At 68.7% G+C, this 25356-nt stretch carries 30 protein-coding genes; 13 read left to right on the forward strand and 17 right to left on the reverse strand.

All coding sequences use genetic code 11. From position 1 onward, the window contains the following. Positions 1-79: 79 nt before the first annotated feature. The gene (locus BST10_RS00845) at positions 80-775 is read right to left on the reverse strand and encodes a ferritin-like fold-containing protein (RefSeq protein ID WP_041320051.1); all 696 of its coding nucleotides are present in this window, start codon (positions 773-775) and stop codon (positions 80-82) included. Between the two features lie 244 nt (positions 776-1019). On the opposite strand from BST10_RS00845, the gene BST10_RS00850 reads away from it, so the two are divergent. After that, positions 1020-2546, forward strand: coding sequence for a DEAD/DEAH box helicase (locus tag BST10_RS00850; protein WP_013829855.1), 1527 nt, complete (start codon positions 1020-1022; stop codon positions 2544-2546). A 15-nt stretch (positions 2547-2561) separates the two neighbouring features. After that, positions 2562-3797 (forward strand): Rv3212 family protein, encoded by a 1236-nt coding sequence (locus tag BST10_RS00855; RefSeq protein ID WP_083035856.1) that lies wholly within the window; start codon positions 2562-2564, stop codon positions 3795-3797. 39 nt (positions 3798-3836) lie between these two features. Here BST10_RS00855 and BST10_RS00860 read toward each other — a convergent pair whose 3' ends face one another. After that, positions 3837-4628: a ParA family protein gene (locus tag BST10_RS00860; RefSeq protein WP_109559357.1), complete on the reverse strand. Its 792-nt coding sequence runs from the start codon at positions 4626-4628 to the stop codon at positions 3837-3839. Between the two features lie 88 nt (positions 4629-4716). Here BST10_RS00860 and BST10_RS00865 point away from each other — a divergent pair, with 88 nt between their 5' ends. Together BST10_RS00865 and BST10_RS00870 are read left to right on the forward strand one after the other, a co-directional pair. Beyond that, positions 4717-5322, forward strand: coding sequence for an acid phosphatase (locus BST10_RS00865; protein WP_083035859.1), 606 nt, complete (start codon positions 4717-4719; stop codon positions 5320-5322). Between the two features lie 53 nt (positions 5323-5375). Further along, entirely contained in the window at positions 5376-6434 is a 1059-nt protein-coding gene (locus BST10_RS00870) for an isochorismate synthase (protein ID WP_049793038.1), read from the forward strand. On the opposite strand, the gene BST10_RS00875 is transcribed toward BST10_RS00870, so the two are convergent. Continuing rightward, complete coding sequence (locus BST10_RS00875; protein ID WP_049792910.1) at positions 6382-6786, reverse strand: hypothetical protein; 405 nt, start codon at positions 6784-6786, stop codon at positions 6382-6384. The two genes, BST10_RS00870 and BST10_RS00875, sit on opposite strands and share 53 nt — an antisense overlap. 55 nt (positions 6787-6841) lie before the next feature. Here BST10_RS00875 and BST10_RS00880 point away from each other — a divergent pair, with 55 nt between their 5' ends. Together BST10_RS00880 and BST10_RS00885 are read left to right on the forward strand one after the other, a co-directional pair. Next, on the forward strand, positions 6842-7819 hold the full coding sequence (locus BST10_RS00880) for a diacylglycerol/lipid kinase family protein (RefSeq protein WP_083035861.1): 978 nt from the start codon (positions 6842-6844) through the stop codon (positions 7817-7819). Positions 7820-8064: 245 nt separating this feature from the next. Then, positions 8065-8319: a WhiB family transcriptional regulator gene (locus BST10_RS00885; protein WP_013829861.1), complete on the forward strand. Its 255-nt coding sequence runs from the start codon at positions 8065-8067 to the stop codon at positions 8317-8319. 74 nt (positions 8320-8393) lie between these two features. Here the strand turns inward: BST10_RS00885 and BST10_RS00890 are convergent, their stop codons facing one another. Beyond that, complete coding sequence (locus BST10_RS00890; RefSeq protein ID WP_013829862.1) at positions 8394-9881, reverse strand: sensor histidine kinase; 1488 nt, start codon at positions 9879-9881, stop codon at positions 8394-8396. A 29-nt stretch (positions 9882-9910) separates the two neighbouring features. Further along, entirely contained in the window at positions 9911-10126 is a 216-nt protein-coding gene (locus BST10_RS00895; protein WP_041320057.1) for a biotin/lipoyl-binding carrier protein, read from the reverse strand. A gap of 270 nt (positions 10127-10396) precedes the next feature. On the opposite strand from BST10_RS00895, the gene BST10_RS00900 reads away from it, so the two are divergent. After that, positions 10397-10792 carry a hypothetical protein gene (locus BST10_RS00900; RefSeq protein ID WP_013829864.1) on the forward strand — a complete coding sequence of 132 codons (396 nt, stop codon included), beginning with the start codon at positions 10397-10399 and terminating at the stop codon, positions 10790-10792. Between the two features lie 122 nt (positions 10793-10914). Further along, complete coding sequence (locus tag BST10_RS24320) at positions 10915-10989, forward strand: 50S ribosomal protein bL37 (protein WP_011728008.1); 75 nt, start codon at positions 10915-10917, stop codon at positions 10987-10989. 30 nt (positions 10990-11019) lie between these two features. On the opposite strand, the gene rsrA is transcribed toward BST10_RS24320, so the two are convergent. The 6 genes from rsrA to BST10_RS00930 all read right to left on the reverse strand — a co-directional run bounded on the left by rsrA (position 11020) and on the right by BST10_RS00930 (position 14151). Continuing rightward, positions 11020-11316, reverse strand: coding sequence for a mycothiol system anti-sigma-R factor (gene rsrA / locus BST10_RS00905; protein WP_013829865.1), 297 nt, complete (start codon positions 11314-11316; stop codon positions 11020-11022). Then, entirely contained in the window at positions 11313-11960 is a 648-nt protein-coding gene (locus BST10_RS00910) for a sigma-70 family RNA polymerase sigma factor (RefSeq protein WP_193374473.1), read from the reverse strand. Before BST10_RS00910 ends, rsrA begins: the two co-directional genes overlap by 4 nt. A gap of 238 nt (positions 11961-12198) precedes the next feature. Next, positions 12199-12747, reverse strand: coding sequence for an anti-sigma factor antagonist (locus BST10_RS00915; RefSeq protein WP_235673626.1), 549 nt, complete (start codon positions 12745-12747; stop codon positions 12199-12201). 24 nt (positions 12748-12771) lie between these two features. Next, complete coding sequence (locus BST10_RS00920) at positions 12772-13089, reverse strand: hypothetical protein (protein ID WP_013829868.1); 318 nt, start codon at positions 13087-13089, stop codon at positions 12772-12774. 107 nt (positions 13090-13196) lie between these two features. Further along, positions 13197-13370, reverse strand: coding sequence for a CsbD family protein (locus BST10_RS00925; RefSeq protein ID WP_013829869.1), 174 nt, complete (start codon positions 13368-13370; stop codon positions 13197-13199). 91 nt (positions 13371-13461) lie between these two features. Further along, positions 13462-14151: a TetR/AcrR family transcriptional regulator gene (locus BST10_RS00930; protein ID WP_083036120.1), complete on the reverse strand. Its 690-nt coding sequence runs from the start codon at positions 14149-14151 to the stop codon at positions 13462-13464. A 340-nt stretch (positions 14152-14491) separates the two neighbouring features. Here BST10_RS00930 and BST10_RS00935 point away from each other — a divergent pair, with 340 nt between their 5' ends. From BST10_RS00935 to BST10_RS00950, 4 genes are read left to right on the forward strand one after another with little or no spacing between them, the layout of a single operon-like run. After that, positions 14492-15226 (forward strand): SDR family NAD(P)-dependent oxidoreductase, encoded by a 735-nt coding sequence (locus tag BST10_RS00935; RefSeq protein WP_013829871.1) that lies wholly within the window; start codon positions 14492-14494, stop codon positions 15224-15226. A 4-nt stretch (positions 15227-15230) separates the two neighbouring features. Next, entirely contained in the window at positions 15231-16415 is a 1185-nt protein-coding gene (locus tag BST10_RS00940; RefSeq protein WP_013829872.1) for an acyl-CoA dehydrogenase family protein, read from the forward strand. Positions 16416-16429: 14 nt separating this feature from the next. Continuing rightward, a complete protein-coding gene (locus BST10_RS00945) occupies positions 16430-17584 on the forward strand; it encodes an acyl-CoA dehydrogenase family protein (protein ID WP_013829873.1) in 1155 nt (384 codons plus the stop codon). Further along, entirely contained in the window at positions 17584-18210 is a 627-nt protein-coding gene (locus BST10_RS00950; protein WP_013829874.1) for a TetR/AcrR family transcriptional regulator, read from the forward strand. The genes BST10_RS00945 and BST10_RS00950 overlap by 1 nt, the downstream gene beginning before the upstream one ends. Here the strand turns inward: BST10_RS00950 and BST10_RS00955 are convergent. Together BST10_RS00955 and BST10_RS00960 are read right to left on the reverse strand one after the other, a co-directional pair. After that, positions 18183-18836: a CoA transferase subunit B gene (locus BST10_RS00955; RefSeq protein WP_013829875.1), complete on the reverse strand. Its 654-nt coding sequence runs from the start codon at positions 18834-18836 to the stop codon at positions 18183-18185. The two genes, BST10_RS00950 and BST10_RS00955, sit on opposite strands and share 28 nt — an antisense overlap. Next, complete coding sequence (locus tag BST10_RS00960) at positions 18833-19609, reverse strand: CoA transferase subunit A (protein ID WP_013829876.1); 777 nt, start codon at positions 19607-19609, stop codon at positions 18833-18835. The genes BST10_RS00955 and BST10_RS00960 overlap by 4 nt, the downstream gene beginning before the upstream one ends. Positions 19610-20215: 606 nt before the next feature. Between BST10_RS00960 and BST10_RS00965 the strand changes: the two genes are divergently transcribed. Next, positions 20216-21076: an SDR family oxidoreductase gene (locus BST10_RS00965; RefSeq protein ID WP_013829878.1), complete on the forward strand. Its 861-nt coding sequence runs from the start codon at positions 20216-20218 to the stop codon at positions 21074-21076. A gap of 11 nt (positions 21077-21087) precedes the next feature. Here BST10_RS00965 and BST10_RS00970 read toward each other — a convergent pair whose 3' ends face one another. From BST10_RS00970 to BST10_RS00985, 4 genes are read right to left on the reverse strand one after another with little or no spacing between them, the layout of a single operon-like run. Beyond that, positions 21088-22014, reverse strand: a complete 927-nt coding sequence (locus BST10_RS00970; protein ID WP_013829879.1) for a phytanoyl-CoA dioxygenase family protein — start codon at positions 22012-22014, stop codon at positions 21088-21090. Further along, on the reverse strand, positions 22011-23081 hold the full coding sequence (locus BST10_RS00975) for a class I SAM-dependent methyltransferase (RefSeq protein WP_049792911.1): 1071 nt from the start codon (positions 23079-23081) through the stop codon (positions 22011-22013). The genes BST10_RS00970 and BST10_RS00975 overlap by 4 nt, the downstream gene beginning before the upstream one ends. A gap of 36 nt (positions 23082-23117) precedes the next feature. Continuing rightward, a complete protein-coding gene (locus BST10_RS00980; protein ID WP_013829881.1) occupies positions 23118-24533 on the reverse strand; it encodes a sensor histidine kinase in 1416 nt (471 codons plus the stop codon). Further along, a complete protein-coding gene (locus BST10_RS00985; protein ID WP_232062408.1) occupies positions 24530-25273 on the reverse strand; it encodes a response regulator transcription factor in 744 nt (247 codons plus the stop codon). The genes BST10_RS00980 and BST10_RS00985 overlap by 4 nt, the downstream gene beginning before the upstream one ends. Between the last annotated feature and the right edge of the window lie 83 nt (positions 25274-25356).

Here is a 25356-nt window from a genome sequence, read left to right on the forward strand (position 1 = left end):
CGGGCGTTGTCAAGCAGGCTAGTGGACGGGCCCCCGGTTGGTGCGCACCGGCCGTTCGCCCTCGGCGATACGCCGGCCGCTACGCCAGGCCCAGTTCGCGCATCCGCTCGTCATGGGTGTGCTGGATGCGATCGAAGAACCCGGCCAGGTGTGCCAGCCCGGCCGCACCGGCGACCACCAGGTCGACGAGTTCGTCGTGGTCGGCCAACACGTACTGGGCCTGGGTGATCGCCTCCCCGAGCAGTCGGCGCGACCACAGCGCCAGCCGGCTGCGCTGCTTGGCGCTGGCGGTCACCGCGCCCCGCACCTCGTCGACGACGAACTGGGAGTGCTTGGTCTCGGCCAGCACCGCGCGCACCACGTCGGCCACCTCGTCGGGGAGGCCGTTGGCGATCTGCAGATAGAAGTCGGCGGCCATCGCGTCACCGACATAGGTCTTGACCAGTGCCTCCAGCCAGGTGCTGGGCATGGTCAGCCGGTGGTAATTGTCCAGGGCGGTGGCGTATTTCGACATCGCCTCCACCACGTCGACACCGCGGGCGTCGAGGGCTTGACGCAGCAATTCGAAGTGGCCCATCTCCGCGGCGGCCATCGCCGCCATCGAGATCCGGCCACGCAGATCGGGTGCCATGCGGGCCTCGTCGGTGAGCCGGTAGAACGCCGCCACCTCGCCGTAGGCCAGTACCGCGAAAAGCTCGTTGACACCGGGATGATCGGCGGACAGTCGGGGCGGGGAAGACTGGGCTTCGGCGTCGGTCGAGGGAACCGAATTCATCACCACACTGTAGGCGTTGCGCCGGACTGGACCGGTGCCCGGCCCGAACAGGTAGTATGACCGGCAGGCAGTGCCGATTCGGCGCTGTCGCGCAATGTGCGTACACGCGGTTGGCCCGCCTCCTCGGCGAGTGCAGGGCCCCCCGGATTGGCAAGTCAGGTATCGACCGTCACAGCGTGTGCGCCCCGACCACACCGCGATCGACTTTCATACCGCGCCAACTCCGAAAGGCACCTGCCAGCGCATGACCCCCCTTATCGCCACCACTCGACCCACCTCTCCACCGACCTTCGCCGAACTGGGCGTCCGCGACGAGATCGTCCGCGCCCTCGCCGAGGACGGCATCGAACGCGCTTTCGCGATCCAGGAGCTGACGCTCCCGCTGGCCCTGGCCGGCGACGACCTGATCGGCCAGGCCCGCACCGGTATGGGCAAGACCTACGGTTTCGGCGTCCCGCTGCTGCAGCGGGTCAGCACCAGCACCGACCGGCCGCTGACCGGCATCCCGCGGGCGCTGGTCGTGGTGCCCACCCGCGAGCTGTGCATCCAGGTCTCCGGCGACCTGGCCGACGCGGCGAAATACCTGACCGCCGGAGACCGTCCGCTGTCGGTGCAGGCCATCTACGGGGGTCGGCCCTATGAGCCGCAGATCGAGGCGCTGCAGGCCGGCGCGGACGTCGTCGTGGGCACCCCGGGCCGGCTGCTCGACCTGGCCCAGCAGGGCCATCTGCAGCTGGGCGGGCTGACCGTGCTGGTGCTCGACGAGGCCGACGAGATGCTGGACCTGGGCTTTCTGCCCGACATCGAGCGCATCCTGGCCCGCATCCCCGATGACCGGCAGTCGATGCTGTTCTCGGCGACCATGCCCGGCCCCATCATCACGCTGGCCCGCAGCTTCATGAACCAGCCCACCCACATCCGCGCCGAGGCGCCACACTCCTCGGCGGTCCACGACGCCACCGAACAGTTCGTCTACCGGGCCCACGCGCTGGACAAGGCGGAGCTGGTCGCCCGGGTGCTGCAGGCCCGCGGCCGGGGCGCCACAATGATCTTCACCCGCACCAAGCGGACGGCGCAGAAGGTGGCCGACGACCTCGGCGAGCGCGGGTTCAAGGTGGGTGCGGTGCACGGCGACCTCAACCAGGTGGCCCGCGAGAAGGCCCTGAAGGCGTTCCGCACCGGGGACATCGACGTGCTGGTTGCCACCGACGTGGCCGCCCGCGGCATCGACATCGACGACGTCACCCACGTCGTCAACTACCAGTGCCCCGACGACGAGAAGACCTACGTGCACCGCATCGGCCGCACCGGCCGCGCCGGCAAGACCGGTGTCGCGGTCACGCTGGTCGACTGGGACGAACTGGCCCGCTGGTCGATGATCGACAAGGCGCTGAACCTGCAGTGCCCGGACCCGGCGGAGACCTACTCCAGCTCACCGCACCTGTTCACCGAGCTGAACATCCCGACCGAGGCCACCGGCGCCATCGGCAACGCGGGCCGGTCGCCGGCCAAGCGATCCGAGGGCGGCGATGGCGAGCGCCGCGAGAGCTCGGCCGACCGGCAGCGGGCGCCCCGCAACACCACCCGCTCCCGGCGGCGTACCCGCGGCGGCCGGGCGGCCGGCGGTGACACCTCGGCTCCGGCCGCCCGCACCGGTGAGCCCGGTGAGGCCAGGACAGCCGGACCCTCGGACGACAACGGTCAGAGCGCGCCGCGCCGCCGCCGTCGCCGGCGGCCGAGCAAGACCGCCGCCGCGGTGAACGGCAACTGAGCCGGATCAGCTGAGATGGTGCGACCGGAGCGCCGCACCGCCGGCGATGTGCTGGCCGCAGCGGTGATCGCGGTCGTGGTCGTCGTCGCCGGGGTCATCATCTGGTGGACCAGTGACGCCCGCGCGACCGTCAGCCGGCCTGCGCTGGATGAAGCGACCACCCCGCAGTCGGCCGCCATGGTGCCGGCTGCCCTGAACCAACTGTGGACGGCGGCCAGCCCGGTCACCCGGGCTCCGGTGATGGTGTCCGGCACGGTGATCACCGGCGAGGGGCCGCAGCTGACCGGGCGCGACCCGGCCACCGGCGAAGAACGCTGGAGCTATGCCCGCGACGTCGACCTGTGCGGCGTGTCCTGGATCTACCGGTATGCCGTCGCGGTGTATCCCGACTCCCGCGGCTGCGGCCAGGTCAGCACGGTCACCGCCGCGACCGGCCGGCGAGGACCGGCCCGGACCAGTTACGCCGACCGGAGCGTGAACGTCACCTCCGAGGGCAGCTCGGTACTCTCGGCCGGCAGCACCCGGCTGGAACTGTGGCGCTCGGACATGGTCCGGGTGCTGTCCTACGGCGAGATCGACGCCCGGGTGAAGCCGACGGCACGCGGCCGCGGCCAGGGCTGCACGCTGGTGTCGGCGGCGGCGGCCTCGTCGGCGGTCTCGGTGCTCGAGGCCTGCCCCGGGCAGGACGATCTGCAGCTGACGCTGCTGCGCGCCGGCAAGGAAGAAGACGAACCGGAGACCCAGCATGTCCCGCAACCGGGGGTGGCCGCAGATTCCGGGGCCCGGGTGCTGACGGTGACCGACGCTGACTCCGGCACCAACACCGCGGTCTATCTGCCCACACCGCAGCCCAGGGTCGAGGTGGTCGACCAGACCGGCACCACGATCGCCACGACGATGCTGCCGGCAAAGCCCAGCCCCGCCAGCGCCGCGCTGCAGGTGTCGCGGCCCACCGGGTTGGTCTGCTGGTGGACCGGCGATGCGGTGATGGTGTTCGACTCGGGAACCCTCACGTATCGCTACACCATCCCGGCGGCGGGGGCCGCGGTTCCATTGGGGCCGGCGGCGATGATGGCCGACCGTCTGCTGATCCCGGTGACCGGTGGCGTCGGCGTCTTCAACCAGCGCACCGGCGCCGCCGAACGTGTCATCCCGGTCAGCCGCCCCGTCGGGGTGAGGGCGGTGTTCCCGGCGGTGTCGGGCCCGATGGTCCTGGAGCAGCGCGGCGACACCGTGGTCGCGCTGGGCTGATTGGCGGCGACTCGCGCGAGGGACGCGGGCTGGCACGCGCTAGATCTCCGGAGTGAAGGTGGGCAGCGCCTTGCCGTTGTTCCAGTACTTGAGCAGCGCTTCGGCCAGCTCCCGATAAGCCTGGGCCCCTTTGTTCTTGCGGGCCGCGATAACCGATGCGCCCGACGCGCTGGCCTCGGCGAAACGCACGGTGCGCGGGATCGGCGGACCCAGGACCGCCAGACCGTACCGGTCGGCGATGTCGAGCAGCACGTCGCGGCTGTGGGTGGTGCGCGAGTCGTACAGCGTGGGCAACGCACCGAGCAGACGCAGTTTCGGGTTGGTGATCTGCTGGACGTCGGCGACGGTACGCAGGAACTGGCCGACACCGCGATGGGCCAGCGTCTCGCACTGCAACGGCACAATCACCTCGCCGGCCGCGGTGAGCCCGTTGAGAGTGAGCACCCCCAGCGACGGCGGGCAGTCGATGACGGCCACGTCGAACTCGCCGTCCAGCTTGGCCAGTGCCCGCTGCAGGGCGTACTCGCGGCCGGCCCGCATCAACAGCATCGCCTCGGCGCCGGCCAGGTCGATGTTGGCCGGAAGCAACGTCATACCCTCGTCGGTCGATACCAGCGCCGTGTTGGGCTCCACCTCACCGAGCAGCACCTCATGCACCGACACCGGCAGCTTGTCGGGATCGTGCCCCAGGGAGAAGGTCAGGCAGCCCTGCGGATCGAGGTCGACCAGCAGCACCCGCCGGCCCAGTTCTGTCATCGCCGCGCCCAGCGACGCCACCGTCGTGGTCTTGGCCACGCCGCCCTTCTGGTTGGCAACCGCCAAGATTCGCATGCCCGTCACACAGGCCATACTGGCACGGCTTGCGGCCCCGCAGCACCAAACGCTGGTCGGTGTCCGTCGTCGGGCAGAATCGACGGACGTGGGCATCGAGGAGCACCGACTGCTGCTGTTGCGCCACGGCGAAACCGAGTGGTCGAAAAGTGGACGGCACACCGGGCGCACCGAATTGGAGCTGACCGAGACCGGCCGGCGCGAGGCGGTCGCCGCCCGCGCAACGCTGGCGAAACTGCGGTTGGACAACCCGTTCGTGGTCTGCAGCCCGCGCCGCCGCGCCCAACTGACCGCCGAGCTCGCCGGGCTGCACGTCGACGAAGTCTCCGACGACCTCGCCGAATGGGACTACGGTCGCTATGAGGGGCTGACCACCGCGCAGATCAGGGAATCGGAATCGGACTGGCTGGTCTGGACGCACGGCAGCGCGGGAGGCGAGTCGGTGGCACAGGTCAGCGATCGCGCCGACCGGGCGGTCGCAGCGGCATTGCGACTGCTGGTCTCACGCGATGTGGTGTTCGTCGGACACGGCCACTTCTCCCGGGCGGTGATCGCCCGCTGGCTCGAGCTGCCGTTGGCCGACGGTGCGCGGTTCGGCATGACCGCGGCGTCGCTCGCGGTGTGCGGATTCGAGCACGGGGTGCGCCAGCTCACCGCCCTCGGGCTGACCGGGCCGAAGGCCGCGGGGCTTTGACGGCACCGACGTTCGTGCTGTCCGGGCCGGCCGGGACGCTGGTGGCCGACGGGATGGCCGCCGGCTTCTGCGATCTGGGCGCCGCACGGACCGCGCTGGTCACCGGCCAGGCGCCGATCGTGGTGGGCGCGTTGCCGTTCCATCCGGATGCCGCCACCGCGCTGTTCGTGCCGGGCCGGGTGCGCCGCGCAAAGGCGCTGCCGGCCGGGCCCGCGACGACACTGCCGGCGGTGCGTATCGCCGCGCAGCTGCCCGAGCCCGACGAGCACCGCGACCGGATCCGCCGGGCCTTAGGTGAGTTGAACGCAGCAGACGGCGTCCTGCGCAAAGTGGTGTTGGCGCGCAGCCTGCGGCTGGCCGCCGACGCGCCGTTGCACCCGGCCACGGTGCTGCGCCGGTTGGCCGCCGCCGACCCGAGCGGCTACGGCTATCTGGTCGACCTGAGCGCCGCCGGGGACACATATGCCGGGGCTGTCCTCGTGGGTGCCAGCCCGGAGTTGCTGGTGGCCCGCGACGGCGACCGGATCACCTGCCGGCCGTTCGCGGGCTCGGCCCCGCGCTCCCCCGACCCGGCCGTCGACGCCGCCAACGGGGCCGCATTGGCCGAATCCGGCAAGAACCGCCATGAGCATCAACTGGTCGTCGACCAGTTGCGTACCGCACTCGGGCCGCTGTGCAGCGAACTCGACATCGCACCGGAGCCACGGCTGACCGGCACCGCCGCGGTCTGGCACCTGAACACCCCGATCACCGGCCGGCTCCGCGACACCGCCACCACTGCGCTGGATTTGGCGTTGGCACTGCATCCCACGGCGGCGGTCGGCGGGGTTCCGACGGGGGCCGCGATCGATCTCATCGCGGACCTGGAGGGCGACCGCGGCTTCTACGCCGGCGCGGCCGGCTGGTGCGACGCGAACGGCGACGGCCGGTGGGTGGTGTCGATCCGCTGCGCGCAACTGTCCGCCGACCGACGATCCGCATTGGCCCACGCCGGTGGCGGGATCGTCGCCGGATCGGATCCCGATGACGAACTGGCCGAAACCGTGGCGAAGTTCAGCACTATCCTGTCGGCGCTGGGCGTTGCGCCGCCCAGCGCAGCGCCGCGGGGCTGAACAGCGCCACCAGCACCGCCGCCGCGGCGATGCCGACTACCGCGCCATAAGCCCACCGGTGCGAGCCGACCCCCATGTACCAGGCCACCGGAAGCAGCGACAGGTTGGCGAACACCGCGACGCCGCGTCCGATCCGCCGGCCCCGCAGCAGCGCCCAACCGGCGGCCAGCACCGCGGCACCCATCAGCGCGAACCACGCCGCGGTGCCGTAACCGCTGGCCATCCGCTGATCGGCACCGGCCACCGCCCGCCACACCAGCACCACCGCGACCACCAGCGAGGCCACGCCCTGCACCGCAACAATCAGGCCCGCAGCGAGCACTGCGCGGGGTGGGTCGACGACGGCATTCACGTCGCCAGCCTAGCCACCCGGTCGCACTCCCCGGATGCCCATAGACTGATATCCCGTGCGCGCCGTGCTGATCGTCAATCCCAATGCCACCTCGACGACTCCGGCGGGCCGTGACCTGTTGGCCCACGCTCTCAAGAGCCGGCTCGAGCTGAGCGTGGTGCACACCGATTACCGCGGTCACGCCATCGAGATCAGCCAGGCCGCCGCCCGCGACGGGATCGACCTGGTCATCGCACACGGCGGCGACGGCACCGTGCACGGCGTCGTCAACGGCCTACTCGGGACGCCCGGTTCGGCGCCGCCGAAACACCTGCCCGCGGTGGCGGTGGTGCCCGGCGGCTCGGCGAACGTCTTCGCCCGCTCGCTGGGGATCGCCGCCGACCCGACCATCGCCACCAACCAGCTGATCGGGTTGCTCAACGGCCCCGGCGGCCAACCGAGCTGGCGTCGGATCGGACTGATCGACTGCGGCGAGCGGTGGTCGGTGCTCAACGCCGGCATGGGCGTCGACGGTGAGGTGGTGGCCGCCGTCGAAGCCGAACGTGAGAAGGGCCACGCCGTCACCGCGCTGCGCTATGTCCGCGCCGCGGTGCCCGCCGTGCTGGCCACCACCCGCCGCGCGCCGACGTTGACGCTGCAACTGGACGGGGCTGCGCCGGTCGCGGGTGTGCACCTGGTGTTCATCTCGAACTGCGCTCCGTGGACCTACGCCGACGAGCGGTGTGTGTGGACCAATCCCGACACCACGTTCGAGGGCGGGATGGGGGTGTTCGCGACCACCAGCATGAAGGTGCTGCCCACCCTGCGGCTGGTCCGGCAGATGTTGTCGAAGCGGCCGAAGCTGCGCGCCAAACAACTCATCCGCGACGACGATGTGACCGCGCTGCGCGTCGACGCCGGCGACACACCGATCGCCACTCAGATCGACGGCGAATACCTCGGATTGCGAAGTGCGATGACGTTCCGCGCGGTGCCCGACGCCCTCAATGTCGTCGCGCCGCCGCTAAAAAGAGCTGTTGACCTGCACAGATAGCAGTTTCATCAGTCGATGAGCACACAGTTGAACCCACTGTAGTACACGTCGGCGGCCCGACAGTCAGCAGCCCCGCGCAAGCGTGACGTTGGCCACGTGATAACGGAAACTCTTGACATCTGTCCAGGCTGTGAAACGATCGAGCGATCGGATGCAAGCCGTAATCATTTCTTGCCGCCGCTTATAACAGTCGAGAAGCAAACGTTGCGCGCCGTGCTGCGCCCAGAGTGAGGAGTTGGAGAGCTATGGATTGGCGCCACAAGGCGGTCTGTCGCGACGAGGACCCGGAGCTGTTCTTCCCGGTGGGAAACAGTGGGCCGGCGCTCGCTCAGATCGCTTCCGCTAAGCAGGTCTGCACCCGGTGTCCGGTGGTCACCGAGTGCCTTACCTGGGCGCTGGAGACCGGCCAGGATGCCGGCGTGTGGGGCGGCATGAGCGAGGACGAGCGGCGGGCGCTCAAGCGCCGCAACGCTCGGACCCGGGCGCGCAGCGGGGTCTGACCCGAGCAGACGACGTCGACGCGGCTCCGACCTGGTCGGGGCCGCGTCGTTTTGCGCCGGGCGCGCCCGGCGCCTCACAGCGCCTGGCGGGTCCGCCGGCTTCCGACGGGAATCCGGAGCACCATCTCGGTCCCGCCCCCCGGGGCATCGCGTGCGGTCAGTGAACCGTTGAGCTCCGCCGAGACCAGGGTGTTGACGATCTGCAGGCCGAGCCGGTCGGCGGTCTCCAGGCTGAACCCGGCCGGCAGGCCGTGGCCGTCGTCGTGCACCACCACGTCCAGCCAGCGCGCCGACCGTTCGGCCCGGATCGTCACATCGTGCCGATCGGCGTCGGCGTCGAAGGCGTGCTCGATGGCGTTCTGCACCAGTTCGGTGATCACCATGGTCAGCGCGGTCGCCCGGTCGGCGTCGAGCGCCCCGAGCGTTCCGGTCCGGGCGACATGGATCGGGATCTCGACACTGGCGACGTCGTTCATCATCGGCAGGATCCGGTCGATCACCTCGTCGAGATTCACCACCTCGTCGACCGACATCGACAGCGCCTCGTGTACCACCGCGATCGACGACACCCGCCGCACCGATTCCAGTAGCGCCTCGCGCCCCTCGGTGCTGATTGTGCGGCGCGCCTGCAGCCGCAGCAGCGCCGCCACGGTCTGCAGGTTGTTCTTCACCCGGTGATGTATCTCGCGGATCGTGGCGTCCTTGGACAGCAGTGCGCGGTCCCGGCGCTTGACCTCGGTGACGTCGCGAACCAGCACGGCGGCCCCGGCCGGCCGGCCGTGCACGATCAACGGCAGGGTGCGCAGCAGCACCACCGCCCCGGCCGCGTCGACCTCGAACCGCATGCTCGATCCGCCGGCCAGGGAGTCGGCGATGTGCTCGGCGAGCTCGTGCGCCTCGAACGTATCCGAGATCAGTGGCCGGGTGACGGCCACCAGGTCGTGTCCGGCCAGCTCGGCGGCCAGGCCCATCCGGTGATACGCCGACACCGCGTTCGGGCTGGCGTAGCTGACCGTGCCGTCGACCCCGAGGCGGATGAAGCCGTCACCGACGCGCGGGCTGGAGCGGGACACCGCGATGTCACCGACGTCGGGGAAGGTGCCCTCGGAGAGCATGTGCACCAGATCAGCCGCGCAGTCGAGGTAGGCCGCCTCCAGCCGGCTGAATTCGCGCCCGGCCCGCAACGCGGTCTGGTGGGTCAGCACCGCCACCACCCGGTCGTCGTGCCGAACCGGAACGGCTTCCGTATTACGTTGGCCCGCAATGCTTTCCCGCGCGATCGCGCCTGACTCGAATGCCCCGGCCACCAGCGGCATCCAGTCCGCGGCGGCCACGGTGCCGACGGCGTCGCTGAGCAGCACCGTGGGAGCGGTGTTGGGCCGGCACTGCGCCACACACACCAGCGCGCCGCCGGCGTCGGCGTCGCGGCGCACCCACATCAAGTAGTCGGCGAACGACAGGTCCGCCAGCAGTTGCCACTCCCCGACCACGGCGTGCAGGTGGTCCACCGCATTGCCCGGCAAGACGGTGTGTTCGGCAAGCAGGTCACCGAGGGTGGACATCGGTCACGACACGCCGTGGGACGCTGCGATCAGCCGATCACGGCGATGAGATCGCCGGCCTGGATGACGTCGCCGACCTTCACGGCGACCTTGCTGACGGTCCCCCCGGTCTCGGCCAGCACCGGGATCTCCATCTTCATCGACTCCAGCAACACCACGGTGTCGCCCTCGCTGATCTGTTCGCCCTCATGGACCACGACTTCGAGCACGCTGGCCACGATCTCCGCGCGAACGTCCTCGGCCATCTTCACCTCGTTCATCATCCAGTCAACGATTCCCTGGTCCCCGAAATCCTTCGTCTTATGGAACCACAACCCCCGGCCTGGCCTGACCGGGGCGCACGGGTAAGCGAACTCCAAGACAATTAAGAGGACGTAGAGAGTTCGATCCGTGATCGTGTCGTGTTTCTCCTGTGACAATTGCATAGCACCGTTACTCGAGTGTTTCGAACGCGTGACGTATTCGCCGTGACGCGGCAACAGTCGAAGTCGAACTTGAGGAGTAGCGCGTTGATTGTGAACCGATTTGCCAACCCCCGGATCCGCTTGCCGCTGATCTGCGCCGGCGCGATGACGCTGGCCACGCTCGGATTCGGCGTCGCTTCGGCCAAAGCCGCCCCGGCGCTGGTCGATGACCCGATGCCGATTCCGGCCCCGATCGGCGCCCCGGCGCTGCCCGGGCCGGCCGTAGGAGGCTCGTCGGCAGGCGTGAACGCCGCCAACTCCTTCCTGCAGGCGCTCAACGGCATGTTGAACCGCGTGGTGCCCGGGGTCGGTTCGATCATGCCGAGCGACGTCAGTTCGCTGACCCCGCCCGGCGCCACCGTGCCCGGCGCGCCCGCACTCGAGACGCCGCCGGCGCCGGTCGCACCCGTACCACAAACCCTGGCGGGGGCGCGGACCTTCCACTGAGGCGCTGGCGCGGTTGGGCGCCCGACGGGCCGATGCGGTGGCGGGGTGCAAGCCCCGCCACCGCGTCACACCCGGTCGTGTGAGAGACTTTCCAGCCGGAATACCTGCTAGGAGGGTGGATCATGGCAAAGCGTGGCCGCAAGAAGCGCGATCGCAAGCACAGCAAGGCCAACCACGGCAAGCGCCCCAACGCTTAAAACGTCGTCTTGACGGGCGCGGCCCCTGCCTCAGCCCTCGCGGTGGATGATCGTGGTGCGGCTGATCTCCAGCCGGACCCGTTCGTAGAGTTGCCGCGGCGCCCGGTCGCCACTGCATTTGCGGGCGATCAGGGCTTTGATCCGTTCCTCGACCCCGTAGTGCCGCAAGCAGCCGGGGCATTCCTCGAGGTGCCGGCGCAGCTTGGCCCTGGTCTCGGCGGTGCATTCGCCGTCGAGCAACGTCCATACCTCGGCGATGACCTCGGAACAGTCGGCAGCCGGCCCGTCGGGTCCCGGCGTGGTGCATCCGCTGGTTTGCTCGGTCACGACGACACCTCCTCCGATTGGCCGCCACGGATGAACCCCCGGTCGCGTGCGACGTCGGCCAACAGACTGCGCAACTGGCGCCTGCCGCGGTGCAGCCGCGACATCACCGTGCCGATCGGCGTATCCATGATCTCGGCGATCTCCTTGTAGGGGAACCCTTCGACGTCGGCGTAGTACACCGCCATCCGGAATTCTTCGGGAAGCTGCTGCAGCGCGTCCTTGATCTCGGTGTCCGGCAGCGACTCCAATGCCTCGACCTCAGCCGAGCGTAGACCCGTCGACGAGTGCTCGGCGGTCGCCGCCAGTTGCCAGTCGGTGATCTCGTCGGTCGGGTACTCGGCCGGCTTGCGCTGCTTCTTGCGATAGCTGTTGATGTAGGTGTTGGTCAGGATGCGGTACAGCCAGGCCTTGAGGTTGGTGCCGTCCCTGAAGGACCGGAACCCGGCGTAGGCCTTGACCATCGTCTCCTGCAACAGATCCTCGGCGTCGGCGGGATTGCGTGTCATCCGCAGCGCACCGCCGTAGAGCTGATCGAGCATCGGGATCGCGTCACGTTCGAAGCGCGCCGTCAGTTGCTCGTCCGTCTCGTCGGAACGAACGGGACCCGTCGTCTCGGTTTCGGTCGCACTTTCGCCGTCAGCCATCTCGATCGCTGCAGTCCCTTCTGTCGCGGTGCCCACAACCGGCCCAGCCGATGACGCGATTTCCAGCAGACCGATCGCCGTTGCCACCCGGACTCCTTCTGTGATCCTAGGACCGTGATCGATACCTACGCGCGGTGACCGCACGCTGCCTTGCTCAACAGCGTCGGTCACGACGCTATTTCCGGCCGTATCCTGGCCCGGTGAGTCGCGCGGCGAACGACCGCCGGTCGACCTGGCGCTAGGCGCTGGATCCGCGGACCGGTCCCGGATCTTCCCGGGGTGTGTCGCCGAGTGCCTCGTCGATGGTCACGCAGAACGCCAACTCGCTGTGCAGCCCCGCTGCGTTCACGACCCGGCCGACGAGGGGTTGGCTGCTCACCAACCGGAGGCTGACGCCCCGTCGGCGACACCGGGCCGATTCCTCGACCAGCACGGCGAACGCGCAGATGCCCATGAACTCGAGCCCGCTGCTGTCGATGACCAGCGGCCCGGGGCCGTGCGTGACGGCGGCGGCCTCGTTAACCAGTCGCCGCCAGACCTCCACATTGGAGGCGTCGACGCTGCCACTGGCGGCGACCACCAGCGCTGGACCGCTGCGCTCCAGGACAACACGTAGTTCCATGTCCGGACGGGCCGCCACGGAGGTCAACGCCTCGCCGAGCCGAACGGGAAGACCGGTGTCGGTGGTGATCGCACCGGCCCCGTCACTCGCCGTCCCGCCCGGTGTGACCACCGAGCCGAGCCATGCCGAACAGCGACCGAGTTTACGGCGTAAACCGAACAGCATGCGGATGAAGCTACGCCAGTTTGTTTACGTTGTAAACCCGACCGCGGCGGCGATGGCGCCGATCGACACCAGCGCCAGGGCCCAGGCACGCCGGGCCGATAGCGAGGACCGGCATCCGGCCACGTAGTTGGTGTACGGGCCACCCTGGCCGGCGATCACGGCGGTGGCCACGCTTTCGGCGTTGGCGTCCAGCGCGGCGGAGAAATCCGCGGCGACGGCATTGCCGCAGCCGATCGAGCCGCCGTCACCATCGGCGACCGACACCGGCGCCAACAGCACAATCGCGCCCGCGAGCAAGACCATCAGCGCCACCGGCCAGAGCAATCGTCGCACCGCCGTCATCCCCGCTCCCCTGCTTTCTGCCGCCACCACGAGGGCGCTGCCGCCACCGTGAGGGAGACGCGCCCCGCCCGGATTCACCGTCGGGCGGGGCGCGCATTCTCACTAGCTCAATCCTTGAAGGCGTCCTTGATGTTCTCGCCGGCCTTCTTCAGGCTGGACTTGCCCTGGTCGGCTTTGCCCTCGTTCCGGAGGTCGTCACTGCCGGTGACGTTGCCGACAGCCTCCTTGGCCTTGCCCGCGACATCCTCCGCTGCGTTCTTCGCCTTGTCCGCCAGTCCCATCGTGAAACTCCTCCCACACTCGTACCGACATTGCGACACGCAACATACCCACGGTGTTTACAACGTAAACCCGTAGCTGGGAGTGAACGCCTCAGACCCGGGAGTGCAGCAGTTCGAGCCGGTCGAGCATGGCTTCCAGCGCCTCTTCGAACTCGATGCCGCTGTGATCTTCGGACAACATCGGCTGCAATCGCTGCAGGTTCGGGTAGCTCGTCAGGTCGCGCGCAGGACGTTCACCCTCGTCGAGGAGGGCCTCGTCAGGGTGCAGCTCCGCGCCGCGCGCAGACACCTCCAACAACAGGTGTCCGATCAGGAACGTGGTGTAGGAGCGGTAGGCATCCACGGCGGCGCCGTCGTCGAATCCGTAGGAGATCAGCGTGTCGAGGAAGCTTTCCATCCAGCGCAGGCTGCGCAGCGGCGGGCGAACCCACGGCGCCTCCGGGGCCTGGGTGGCCAACAGGGGGAAAACCTCCGGGTGGTCGAGGGCGATCTGGCGCACGCCGTGCGCGAGCCGCATCAGATAGTCCTGCCAGCCGTCCTCTTGTCGCCGGGCGGCGAGTTGGTCGGCGTAGAGCCGGTCGACGATGTGGTCGACGACGCCGGTCAGCAGGTCGCCCCGGCTGTGGACGTAGCGGTAGAGCGCCATCGCCTCGACCCCGCAGGCCGTCCCCAGCCGGCGCATGGTCAACTTCGACAGGCCCTGACGATCGATGAACTCGATGGCCGTCTCCAGAATCGCGTCACGGCTCAACTGCGACAGCGGCCGGATCCCATCGACGATGTCGGCTCCCGCAGCGTCCCCGGGCCGCTGCGCAGCGCTGTCGTCGGCATCCACTCAGACCACCCATTTCACTCGGCAACGGCAACGACTCCGGCGCCGATCGTCGGGGAGCCACGTCGCGCACCAACCGTTAGTTTACGTCGTAAGCGCGCCGGGGACACCGGAAGCATCGGCCTCGTCGGCAGGCTCCTCGTGCGAGTGATTGCTCGTCGATGTCCGCGCTTGACACCGCCCGCGATCCGAATATACGTTCACCTTCAATGAATTTTTATTCATTCCGCCTGAACGCAACCTCACGTGGAGGCGTTGACCGCCCGATGCGTAGGCCGGGAGCCCGCGCATGAGCACCCCCATCGCGCTGGTGACCGGCGCCGGGTCGGGCATCGGCAAGGCCATCGCTCTGGCGTTCGCGGGCCACGGTGACCGGGTGGTGGCCGCCGATCTCGACCAGCCAGCCGCCGAGGCCACCGCCAGGGCGTATCCGGACCTCATGACGGCACTGCCGGTGGATATCGCCGACCGCGCCCGGGTGGACGAACTGCGCGATCGCACCCACGCCGAGGTCGGTGTTCCCACCGTCGTGGTCAACGCGGCCGGCTGGGATCGCACCGACCAGTTCCTCAACGCCACCACGGAATTCGCCGAAAAGGTGGTGGCGATCAACTACCTCGGCCCGGTGCACGTGTGCAGCGCTTTCCTGCCCGGGATGATCGAGGCCGGCGGCGGTGGCCGCATCGTGAACCTGGCCAGCGACGCCGGCCGGGTCGGCAGCGCCGGGGAGACGATCTATGCCGGCGCCAAGGGCGGCGTCATCGCGCTGACCAAGTCACTGGCCCGCGAGATGGCGCGGCACGAGATCACCGTCAACTGCGTCTGCCCCGGCCCCACCGACACCCCGCTCTTCGATGCCCAACCGGAGAAGCTGAAAGAGGCGCTGATCAAAGCGGTCCCGTTCCGGCGGCTGGCCCGCCCCGAGGAGGTCGCCGCGCCGGTGCTGTTCTTCGCCTCGGATGCCGCCTCGTTCATCACCGGACAGGTGATCAGCGTCAGCGGGGGGCTGACGATGGCAGGATGAGCTGATGGCGACCGACAGCAGCCCCGCCTTCGATGCGCTCGACCCGCTGAGCCTGGATTCACTGCTGTCCGATGACGAGATCGCGGTGCGCGACACCGTCGCGAAGTTCTGCGCCGAGCACGTGCTGCCCCACGTCGGCGAATGGTTCGAGATCGGCGACCTGCCTGCCCGCGAACTCGCGCGCGAGTTCGGCAAGCTGGGCCTGCTCGGGATGCACCTGCACGGCTACGGCTGCGGCGGCGCGTCCGCGGTGCATTACGGGCTGGCCTGCGTCGAACTCGAGGCCGCCGACTCCGGTATCCGCTCGCTGGTCAGTGTGCAGGGCTCGCTGGCGATGTTCGCCATCCACCACAACGGTTCCGAGGAGCAGAAGCAGCGGTGGCTGCCGGGCATGGCCACCGGGGAGCTCATCGGCTGCTTCGGCCTGACCGAACCCGACGTCGGCTCCGATCCGGCCGCCATGAAGACCCGCGCCAGGCGCGACGGCTCCGACTGGATACTCAATGGCCGCAAGATGTGGATCACCAACGGATCAATCGCCGACGTCGCGGTGGTGTGGGCGGCCACCGACGACGGCATCCGCGGCTTCGTGGTTCCCACCGACTCCCCCGGGTTCACGGCGAACACGATTCATCACAAGCTGTCGCTGCGCGCCTCGATCACCAGCGAACTGGTGCTCGACGACGTGCGGCTGCCGGCCGAGGCGATGTTGCCGCAGGCACGCGGGGTCAAGGGGCCGCTGGAGTGCCTGTCCGAGGCCCGCTATGGGATCGTCTGGGGCGCAATGGGTGCGGCCCGCTCAGCCTGGCAGGCCGCCCGCGACTACGCCACGGCGCGCACCCAGTTCGGCAAACCCATCGCCGGATTCCAACTCACCCAGGCCAAACTCGCCGACACCGCTGTCGAGCTGCACAAGGGCCAGCTGCTCTCGCTGCACCTGGGACGACTCAAGGACTCCGTCGGCCTGCGGCCCGAGCAGGTCAGCTTCGGCAAACTCAACAACACCCGCGAAGCGATCGAGATTTGCCGCACCGCACGAACCATCCTGGGCGGCAACGGGATCTCGTTGGAGTACCCGGTCATCCGGCACATGGTCAACCTGGAGTCGGTGCTGACCTACGAGGGCACCCCCGAGATGCACCAACTGGTCCTGGGCAAAGCCTTCACCGGGCTTGCGGCATTCAACTGACCAGAGCAACTCCGATGGCGCTGAGCTATACCCCCGAACATCAGCAGTTCCGCGAGACGGTCGCCGACTTCGTGCAGCGAACCGTCGTCCCGGCCCACCAGGACTGGGAGCGTTCCAGCGCGTGGGACCGCTCGCTGTTCGCCGCGGCCGGCGAGCTCGGCCTGTTGGGATTCCCGGTCCCCGAGGAGTTCGGCGGGCCCGGCGTGCACGACTACCGCTACCACGCGATCGTCATCGAGGAGTTGCAGCGGGCCGGCGCCGCCGCCGAGGCCGTCGCGTTCTCGCTGCAGAACGACGTGGTGCTGCCCTACCTGACCGACCTGACCACGCCCGAGCAGCAGCGCCGCTGGCTGCCCGGGGTGGTGACCGGCGAGACCGTGCTCGGTATCGCGATGACCGAACCCGGCACCGGCAGCGACTTGGCCGGTATCCGCACCACCGCCCGCCGCCAATCTGATTCACAAGGCGACTTCTACGTGGTCAACGGCGCCAAGACCTTCATCTCCAACGGCCAGACCGGTGATCTGTTCGTGGTCGCGGTGCGCACCGGCGAGGACCGGCACCGGGGCCTGTCGCTGCTGGTGGTCTCCGGCGACACCCCGGGCTTTCACCGCGGGCGCAACCTGGAGAAGATCGGACTGCACGCCCAGGACACCTCCGAGCTGTCCTTCACCGACATGCGGGTGCCGGCCGCCAACCTGCTCGGCGAGGAAGGCCAGGGCTTCTATCAACTGGTGCGCAACCTGCCCCAGGAGCGGCTGTCGCTCGGGGTGGGTGCGGTCGCCGCGGCGGAGGGCGTGCTGGCCGAGACCCTCGACTACGTCAAGGCACGCCAGGCGTTCGGCTCCCCCATCGCGAGCTTCCAGAACACCCAGTTCGTGCTCGCCGAGATCGCCACCGAACTCGATGTGGCCCGCACCTTCCTCGACGACTGCATCGCGGCACACCTGGACGGCGAGCTGACCCCGGCGCGGGCCGCCAAGCTGAAGTGGTGGACCACCGACCTGCAGGTCCGTACCGCCGACCGGTGCCTGCAGTTGTTCGGCGGCTACGGCTACATGCGCGAATACCCGGTGGCGCGAGCGTTCGTCGACGCCCGCATCCAGACCATCTACGGCGGCACGACCGAGATCATGAAGACGATCATCGCCAAGGATCTCGGTATCTGATGGCCATCGACTACGCTCAGCTGCCCGTCGAGGAGGCCGTGCGGGCGGCCCGCACCGACTCCCGGCGCCGACAGATCCTGGACGCCGCGGTGAAAGTCATGCAGCAGACCGGCTTTCATCAGATGTCCATGCAGGATCTGGCGGCCGAAGCCAATGTCAGCGTCGGGCTGATCTACAAGTATTTCGGCGGCAAAGAGGATCTGTTGCTGGCGACGATCGTGCGGATCCAGGAGGCGTTCGTCGATCAGCTCGCCCCGGTGATCGCGGCGGCCGGTACCGATCCGGTCGCCCAGTTGACCGCCGGAATCCGGCGCTATATCGAGATCGTCGACGAGAATCTCGATGCGGTCGTGCTGACCTATCGGGAGAGCCGCACCCTGAACGCGGCCGGGCGGACCCAGATCAAAGAGCTCGAGATCGCCAGTGCGGCACCGCTTCGCACTGCGATCGAGGCCGGGATCGCCGCGGGAACATTCGCCGAGGTGAATGTGGATCTGATGGTGTTCGACATCATGCTGCTGGCCCACGGCTGGGCGCTCAAGCACTGGCACTTCGGCGAGTTGTACAGCCTCGACGACTACATCGGCCTGCAGACCCGCTACGCGCTCAACTCGCTGCTGCGGTGAGGGGTCACCGGCGCTCCGGTTTTCGCCACCACCTCGTCGTAACTCACTCCCGGCGCCAGTTCCACCACCGCGAAGCCGGCGCCGGTGACGTCGAACACCCCGAGATCGGTGACCACCCGCCTCACCACACCGCGGCCGGTCAGCGGTAGATCGCAAATCGTAACCAGTTTGGCAGCACCGGTTTTGGTGACGTGCTCGGTGAGCACGATGACCCGTTCGACCCCGCTGACCAGATCCATCGCGCCGCCCATGCCCTTGACCATGGCGCCGGGCACCATCCAGTTGGCCAGGTCACCGTTGCCGGCGACCTGCATGGCACCCAGCACGGCCGCGTCGACGTGCCCGCCGCGGATCATCGCGAAACTCGTCGCCGAATCGAAAAACGATGCCCCGGGCAGCACGGTGACGGTCTGCTTGCCCGCGTTGATCAAGTCCGGGTCGACCTCGTCGTCGTAGGGGAACGGCCCGACACCGAGGATGCCGTTCTCGGCGTGCAGCGTGATGGTCGAACCCTCGGGAAGGTAGCCGGGAATCAGCGTGGGCAGACCGATGCCGAGGTTGACGTAGTCGCCGTCGTGCAGTTCCTGTGCCGCCCGGGCGGCCATCTGGTCGCGGGTCCAGCTCATCGGATCGTCTCCTGCTGTCGGGTGGTGCGTTTCTCGATGTCTTTGCGGGCGGCCTGCTCGGCGGTGAGTTCCAGGATCCGCTTGACGAAGATCCCGGGCAGATGGACCGCGTCGGGGTGTAGTTCCCCGACCTCGACGACCCGCTCGGCCTCGACGATGGTGATCTGACCGGACATCGCCGCCGGCGGGTTGAAATTACGTGCGGCCGCATGGAATTGACAGTTGCCCGCCCGGTCGGCGACCGCCGCGCGCACCAATGCGTAGTCGGTGACGATCCCTTCTTCGAGCACCATGTCGGTGCCGCGGAAGTTGCGGACCTCCTTGGGCGGCGAGGCAAGGGCAACGCTGCCATCCGGGTGATATCGCCAGGGCAGTCCGCCGTCGGCGACGGCGGTCCCGACGCCGGTGGGGGTGAAGAAGGCACCGATACCGCTGCCGCCGGCCCGCATCCGTTCGGCCAGGGTGCCCTGCGGAGTGAGTTCGACGGTCAGCTCACCGGACAGGTACTGGCGGGCGAATTCCTTGTTCTCCCCGACGTAGGAGGCGATGACCCGGCTGATGCGCCGCGCGTCGAGCAGCAGGCCCAGCCCGGCGCCGTCCACCCCACAGTTGTTGGACACGATGGTCAGATCGGTTGCGCCCTGCTGCAGCAGCGCCTCGATGAGAAACCACGGGATGCCGGCCAGCCCGAAGCCACCCACGGCCAGACTGGCGCCGTCCGGGATGTCGGCGACCGCCGCGGCGGCCGATTCGACCACCTTGTTCAGTGCCATTTGCGCCTCTCGTCCTTGTCGGTGCGCTCCGCATCGTCGGCGGCGCGTCTCACGGTTGCTCCAGATGTTCGATGAGGGCGGGGGCGATGATGTCGGGGGAAGTGGTCACGTTTTCAACAGTAGTGACGGGTATTGATATCTTTACCAATCCTCGACGGACCTCGCACCGATTGACGACGCGCCGGATCGTGTCGGCCGATTCGGGTATGGCCGAAGGTATGTATGTTCGATGCCGAGTTGGCGTCGCTGACCGCGATCGGCGGTCTGGGCACCGCGGGTCTGGTCGATCTCATACAGACCGCGGCCCGGCTGGCTGGCCGAGGGCCGTCAGGGGGGTAGATTCCCGACTTGCAACAACCTCAAGTTGTGCCGTCTTCATCATTTGTTGACGACTTTCTGGACCGGTGGGCAACAGGTGGCGCGACCGGCAGCAACCGGACGGCACCGGTGGCGCGCTCTAATTCCCCCAGCTGGCCACCCCTGCCGGCGAGCTGGACCTGCCGCAGTGGTCACCGGCCGCGGGCTGATGATGCCGACCCGCAAGCGCACCAGGGCCTTTCTCGCGCAGCGAACGGAGCCGGCGGCGGTTAGGCATAGGGTGACACCATGGCCAATCCAGCTCCGCTCTCCGGCAAGACCATGTTCATCTCGGGTGCCAGCCGCGGCATCGGCCTGGCGATCGCCAAGCGGGCCGCACGCGACGGCGCCAACATCGCGCTGATCGCCAAGACCGCCGAACCCCACCCGAAGCTGTCCGGCACCGTCTACACCGCGGCCACCGAGATCGAGGAGGCCGGCGGGCAGGCGCTGCCGATCGTCGGCGACATCCGCGACGGTGACTCGGTGACCAGTGCCGTGGCGGCCACCGTCGAACGGTTCGGCGGCATCGACATCTGCGTCAACAACGCCTCGGCGATCAACCTCGGGTCCATCCTCGAGGTTCCGCTGAAGCGCTTCGATCTGATGAACGGCATCGAGGTTCGCGGCACCTACGCGGTGTCACAGGCCTGCATCCCGCACATGATCGGCCGGGAGAACCCGCACATCCTCACGCTGTCCCCGCCGATACGACTGGAACCGAAATGGCTCAAGCCCACCGCCTACATGATGGCGAAATTCGGGATGACGCTGTGTGCGCTGGGCATCGCCGAGGAGCTGCGCTCGCACGGCATCGCATCCAACACGCTGTGGCCGCGCACCCTGATCGCCACCGCCGCAGTGCAGAACCTGCTCGGCGGCGACGAGGCGATGGCCCGGGCCCGCACCCCCGAGGTCTACGCCGACGCCGCCTACGCGATCCTGACCAAACCGGCGACCGAATACACCGGGAACACGGTGCTGTGCGAGGACGTGCTGGTCGAATCAGGCGTCACCGATCTATCGGTGTATGACTGCGTGCCCGGCAGCGACCTGGGCGTGGACCTGTGGGTGGACACCGTCAACCCGCCGGGGTATGTGCAGCAGTAGCGCACATCCGGTCAGAACGACACCGCCGTTCCCACCGACGGCGAATCCCCCACCGGCGCGACGCCGGGCATGAAGCGCTCCACCAATGACGTGGCGATGGCGGCGACGTCGTCGCTGAGTGGATACATGTGCCGATACTGCAGCACCTGCTTGCCGATCAGCCCAAGTCGTTCACCGAACGTCGGCAGTCGGCCCGGGTCGAGCAACGGAGAGTTGAACGCCGGCGAGTCGGCGCGCTGGAACTCGAACGCCGCGCTGATCCGCGGGGCTTCACCCAGGCGGCTGGCCCGTCCACCCCAGTGCAGCACCGCCTGGTTCCAGGCCATCAGCGTGCCGGCGGTGGCCGGCACAGCGCGGATGTCTTGCAGGTTGTGGACCAGGGTGTTGTCGGGACCGTCCCAACGCCGTTGCCGGAACCGGTCATCGAGGTGGGCGGGCAGGAAGTACATGCACCCGTTGAGCGGGGTGGCGTCGCTGAACGGCAGCCACACCGTCAGCGTGTGCGGCGAGTTGTCGGCATCCAACGTCGGCATCACCCGGTCGCGGTGTGGACCCCAGCCCGCCGCGCTCTCGTCGGGCTTGACATGCCAGACCCAGAAGTCGGGCAACGCCCGATAACCGTCGCCGAGCACCGCCGTCAGGAAGTCCGAAAGTCCTTGGAATGCCCGCCATAACTGGTCGTAGACGAACACGAACGGCAGCGGAATGCCCAACCCGAACAGCGTCGACACCGCGTCACGGATCGGCGCGACCACCGCTTCGGGCAGCGCGCCGGGTACCCGGATGTAGCCCTCTCGTTTGAGGGTCACCAGCAGCGGGTCGGTCGCACCGACCGCGGCGGGTACCGCCACGGCATCGCCGTCGATCGACAATTGGGGGCACAGTGCGCTCCAGAAGTCCCGCCGTTCCGCGTCGCGGGCGGTCAAAGTGACGCTCATCGCGCCATCGTAGCCTCGCCGGCCTGGGCAGGCTTGCGGTAAACCAGCCAACGCATCTCGATGGGGCAGGCGGCCGGCGCGACGTCGAACACGTCTTGGCCGCGGGTCCACTCGGTGTACCAACCGGTAGGTGGCCAGGCACCCTCGGGCAGATGCGTCTTCTCGTAGTCGTGAACCGAATCGTCGGCGACCAGCTGCAGGCCCAGCCCGGCTGCGGCACCGTGCATCTCGTCCCAGGTGAAGAACATGTTGTAGCACTGCTGGCTCAGTTCGCGGGCGGCCGCGTCGGGCAGATAGCCATCCCGGGCCAAGAACACGTTGAAAACCAGACGCCCGCCCGGGGCCAGCCGACGGGCGGCCAGCTCGAACATGTCGCGAAGCTGCCCGGTACTTCGGAAATCCGGCGTGACCTCCGAGAGCACGATCAACTGGTAATCACTGCCCAGTTCGTCGCCGGCTGTGAAGACATCCCGTTGAATCACGCGGACCCCGAGCCCGTCGCGCTGCGCGTCCGCGCGAATGCCGTCGGCGAACAGCGGCGTCATCTCGACCGCGTCCACCGGGTGTCCGCGCCGGGCCAGCGCCAGACTGTTGCGCCCGGTGCCGGCTCCGATGTCGAGCACCCGGCAGTTCTCCGGATCGGTGGCCTCGCCGGCCAGCGCCCACACGCGGGCATCGGGCTCGGTGCCGAACAAGGGCGGCTCGCGAAGGGCGACCCAGCTCTCGTACCCCGCTTCGATCGACTGCCATTCGGCGCGGACCCAGTAGTTGAGGACGCTGCCGACCGGCACCTCATAGCTGATGATGATGTATGAGCGCGGCGAGCCCGAAAACGCCGCTTCCGCCTCTGTTTGCAGGACTTTCTGCAGGTGATCCCGTTGCTGGGTGTCGAGCGGGGTACCCAGCGCTGCGAACATCGTCTCGCACATCCGGACATACTCATCGACCATGCCCGGAACCGCCGGCAGCTTGATTCGCCCGGTGGCCTCGGACCTGCGATGCAGCCGCCGAGCCATCGCCTCCTGCAACATCGGCGAGCGACTCCACAGCTGTGGCCAACTTTCCATCGCACCGTTGTACCCAATTCGTCCGCAATCTGCCAGCTATCGGCCGGAAACTGCGCGCAGCGGCAGGGTCAGCCGGAAACAGGCCCCACCGTCCCGCGGGACACAGCCCAGCCGGCCGCCGTGTGCGTCGGCAAGTGCCCGCGCGATCGGCAGGCCCAGACCGGCTCCCCCGTGATCCCGTCCGCGGGCACTGTCCAGGCGCACCAACCGGTCGAAGATCCGCTCGGCGTCCTCGCCGCGGACGCCGATCCCGGTGTCGGTGACCGTTACCTCGGCGCGCTCGCCGAGGCGCGCCACATCTACCATGATGCTCCCGCCCGGCGGGGTGTAACGGCGGGAGTTGTCCAGCAGATTGGACAGGATCTGAGCCAGCCGGGTCGGATCGGCCCGGACGGTCAGGGTGTCCACACCGGTGCGGCCCAGGCGCAGTTGCGGCGCCAACAGCGCCGCCCGGTCCAGCTGGGTGTCGACGATGCCGACCAGATCGATGTCTTTGAGTTCCAGGGGCAGCCCGGCGTCGATGTAGCTCAAGTCGAGCATGTCGGTGACCAGCCGGGTGGCGCGGCGCGCCTCGGTGAGCAGCAGGGTGGCGCGGCGGTGCTGGCGGAGCACTTCGGGCTCGACCGTGTCCAGCCCGGCGTCCAGCCCGACGTCCTGGCCGACATTGCCGGCGATCTGCTCGGCGGCGGCCTGCATGCCGGCGATCGGGGTGCGCAGCTCGTGGGCGGCATCGGCGAGGAATCGCCGGACTGCGGCCTCGGCGCGCCGGGCAGCTTCGGCGGCTCGCTGCGCGCGCTTCTCGGAATCCTCCAGCTCGTCGAGCATGTCGTCGAAAGCACTTGCCGCGCGGCCCAGTTCGGTTCGCGGCCGGTCGGGACGCAGCCGTCGTCCGCGGTCACCGGTGGTGATGTCACGGGCCAGATCGGTGAGCCGATCCAGTGGGGCGAGCATGGCCCGGCTCACCCCGGCCAACAGGATCGACGCGATGAACAGGATCCCCAGGCCGGCGCCGACCATCAGGCGCCGCAGCCGGCTCAGCGTCTCGGCGGCCTCGGTGGTGTCGGCGACCAGGATCACCCGCCCGCCGTCGGCCAGCGGATGCACCAGCACCGTCGAGGTCTCGTCGGGCTCCAGCGGCGGGGGCGCCACTCGCGATCCGGTGGTGGCGTCGGGCTCGATAGCGGGGTCGCCGTAGCTGGACCCGTCCACGGCGACGACGAGTGCACTGATGATGCCGCCGTTGAGTTGATCGGCCAGTTGTTCCGGCGAAACACCCAGTGCGACGAGGGAATCCGCACGCTGCGTGGCCAACGCCAGCCGCTCCTGCAGACTGTGATTCTCCAGCGCGGTGAGCGTGGCGTTGATCACCAGCCCCATGGTCAGCATCAACACCGCCAGCAGTGCCAGCACCATCACCGTCAAACGCCGGCGCAACGACGGGGTGGCGGTCATGAGGCCGACAGCTGCAGCCGGTAACCGATCCCGCGCACGGTGTGCAGGATCCGCGGCCCGTGCGTCTCCAGCTTCTGTCGCAACCCGCTGATGTGGACCTGAACCAGGTTGGGATCGTAGGCCTCGTACCCCCACACCGCATTGAGGATCTGTGCGCTGCTGACGATGCGGCCGCGCTGTTCCACGAGGTAGACCAGCACCCGCAGCTCGGTCGCGGTCAACCCCAACGGGGTCCCCGAGCGGGAGGCCACCCCGGCGTCGACATCGACCATCAGATCGCCGAACTGCACCGCTGACGGCAGCCGGCCCCGCCGGCGCAGCACCGCACCGACCCGCGACACCAGTTCGGCCAGCTCGAACGGCTTGACCACGTAGTCGTCGGCGCCGCTGTCGAGCCCGCGCAGCCGGTCGGGCAGTCCGTCACGCGCGGTGAGCAGCACCACTCCGACCTCACCCCAACGCAGGATCACCTCCATCAGGTCGAACCCGTCGCGGCCCGGCAACATCACGTCAAGCACCACCAGATCCGGCCGGAAGCCGTCCAGCACCTCTTCGAGCCCGCGGCCGTCGGGCTGGGTTTCGGTCAGATAGCCGGCGTCGGCCAGCGCCTCGCTGACCATCTCGCGGATCGTCTCGGAATCCTCCACCACCAGCACCCGCGGTGTCCCCACGCTGAAGGTCTCGGCGCCGCGCGCCGAGGGAATGCCGCCTCGCCGATCGGCGGACCGCGAATCGGCCATGGTCCATTGATAACACCGCAGCGCCCGGATGGGGAGCATCCCTCCGCCGGTTCTCTTGACCGGCAGCATCTTCAGGTTCACTT

Source organism: Mycolicibacter algericus DSM 45454 (assembly GCF_002086455.1).
GTDB lineage: Bacteria > Actinomycetota > Actinomycetes > Mycobacteriales > Mycobacteriaceae > Mycobacterium > Mycobacterium algericum.